The organism is Halobacterium sp. CBA1126 (genome assembly GCF_009741975.1).
In the GTDB taxonomy this organism is placed as follows: domain Archaea; phylum Halobacteriota; class Halobacteria; order Halobacteriales; family Halobacteriaceae; genus Halobacterium.
Genome location: NZ_WPCF01000197.1, coordinates 1 through 1,633, shown reverse-complemented (window position 1 = coordinate 1,633; position 1,633 = coordinate 1). Strand labels below are relative to the sequence as shown.

At 67.2% G+C, this 1,633-nt stretch carries 4 protein-coding genes; 1 reads left to right on the top strand and 3 read right to left on the bottom strand.

The window, feature by feature from the left end:
* The first annotated feature begins 116 nt into the window (after positions 1-116).
* The gene (locus GJ634_RS15125) at positions 117-347 is read left to right on the top strand and encodes a DUF2249 domain-containing protein (RefSeq protein WP_157503652.1); all 231 of its coding nucleotides are present in this window, start codon (positions 117-119) and stop codon (positions 345-347) included.
* Positions 348-413: 66 nt separating this feature from the next.
* Here GJ634_RS15125 and GJ634_RS15120 read toward each other — a convergent pair whose 3' ends face one another.
* The 3 genes from GJ634_RS15120 to GJ634_RS15115 all read right to left on the bottom strand — a co-directional run.
* Positions 414-803, bottom strand: a complete 390-nt coding sequence (locus GJ634_RS15120) for a PIN domain-containing protein (protein ID WP_157503651.1) — start codon at positions 801-803, stop codon at positions 414-416.
* On the bottom strand, positions 800-952 hold the full coding sequence (locus GJ634_RS15725) for a hypothetical protein (RefSeq protein WP_197425561.1): 153 nt from the start codon (positions 950-952) through the stop codon (positions 800-802). The genes GJ634_RS15120 and GJ634_RS15725 overlap by 4 nt, the downstream gene beginning before the upstream one ends.
* A 47-nt stretch (positions 953-999) precedes the next feature.
* On the bottom strand, positions 1,000-1,633 hold a 634-nt coding region (locus tag GJ634_RS15115; RefSeq protein ID WP_157503650.1), incomplete at its 5' end, for an SPASM domain-containing protein.

The following is a 1,633-nucleotide window of genomic DNA, read 5'->3' as shown; positions in this document are numbered from 1 at the left end:
GTCGCCGCCGTCGTCGGCTTCTTCGCCGCGAAGTCCGCCGAGAGCCTGCGGCTCGCGCTCACCTGACGAACACCTTCGGGGAAACCGCTTGGCGGGCGCGCGTCGAACTCGGGGATATGGCGACGACTGCCGACACGGACGCCCGCCTCGACGCGCGGGACATCGACGGGGAACCGTTCAGCGACATCGTCGCGGAGCTGGACGCGCTCGGCGACGGCGAGACCCTCCTGCTGGTCAACAGCTTCGAACCCGAGCCGCTGTACGACGTCCTCGAGGACCGCGGGTTCGCCTACGAGACCGAGCAGGCCGCCGCCGACGAGTGGCGCGTCTACATCACGCCGGAGTAGCAGTCGGGAAACGCAGCGACACACACTACGATTTCGGCAGTAGAGATTGGACGTACCGAAACGGCGCTACAGCACGTCGCGCGGGAGTGACGCGCCGTGGTCGACCAGTTCACTGTCGAACGAGACGAGAGTTGCGTCGAGTTCGTCGGCAGCGGCGAGAATGAGTGCGTCCATGGGGTAGAGCAGCGTCTCCGACTGAAGCTGATTAGCTGCCATCACGTCCGATGCGTCGGTGAACGTGACGGTCGCTCGGGACGCAATTCGGTTCTCGATTTGGTCGATTCGGTCGCGTTCGAACTGTTTCTTCTTCGTCAGCACGCTCCGGAGCTCCATCAAGCTCAACACGGAGACGAACGGTTCGTCGGCCTCGTTGAGGAGTTCGACGGCGTCTTCTGACCGTTCTGTATCGCGAGTGACTGCTGCAACGAGGACGTTCGTGTCGAGGAGGAGCTTCATAACCGCTCGCGGACGTCACGGACGGCCTCGACGGAGTCGACGTCGATGTCGACGGCCAGCTCTTCGAGGGCGTCGCCGAGCGGGACGGACTCGTCGTCCTCGGGGTCCGACCCCATGAACTCCCTGAAGTCGTCCGTGGTGAGACTCATACTCGTGAATTGCACTGCTGTTCGCAAAAGTTTGCTGGTGGCTCCGGTCAGTCCGCGTGCGCGTCCCCGGAGCCGCCGGACGCGCGCTCCGCCTCCGTGAGGTAGCACTTCGGGTCGGGGTCGAACGGCCCGCCCGCGGAGAGCGCGCGCAGCCGCGAGCCGCCCCGGCAGATGGACCGGTAGCGACAGCCCGCGCACTTCCCGGTGAGGCGGTCGCTGCGGTCGCGGAGGCCGCGCAGCAGGGGGTTCGCGTCGTCGGTCCAGAGCTCGCTGAACGGGCGGTCGCGGACGTTCCCGAGCGAGTACCCCTGCCAGAACTGCGTGAGGTGGACGTTCCCCTGGTAGTCGACGTCCGCGATGCGCTCGCCCGTGGGGTCGCCGCCGTTCGCCTCGAGGTAGCGGTGGATGCGGTCGGCCCGCTCGGCGCCGAGTTCCTCCTCGGCGTACTCCACGAGGAAGCCCGCGTCGGCGTAGTTGCCGACGAGCAGCGTCTCGATCTCCTCGCCGCGCTCGTGGTACTCGCGGGTGAGGTCACAGACCGTGCGCACGGCCTCGCGGGTGTCCGCGGGCGAGAGGTCCAGGTTCGAGATGTCGGCGCCGCGGCCGCCGTAGTCGAGGTGGTAGAAGCAGAACCGGTCGACGCCGACGTCGTGGAGGAGGTCGACGACGTCCGGGAGGTCG

Bases quoted from the DNA above. Each gene is read 5' to 3' on its own strand.
- GJ634_RS15120 (WP_157503651.1), bottom strand. From the start codon at position 803: ATGAAGCTCCTCCTCGACACGAACGTCCTCGTTGCAGCAGTCACTCGC.
- GJ634_RS15125 (WP_157503652.1), top strand. From the start codon at position 117: ATGGCGACGACTGCCGACACGGACGCCCGCCTCGACGCGCGGGACATC.
- GJ634_RS15725 (WP_197425561.1), bottom strand. From the start codon at position 952: ATGAGTCTCACCACGGACGACTTCAGGGAGTTCATGGGGTCGGACCCC.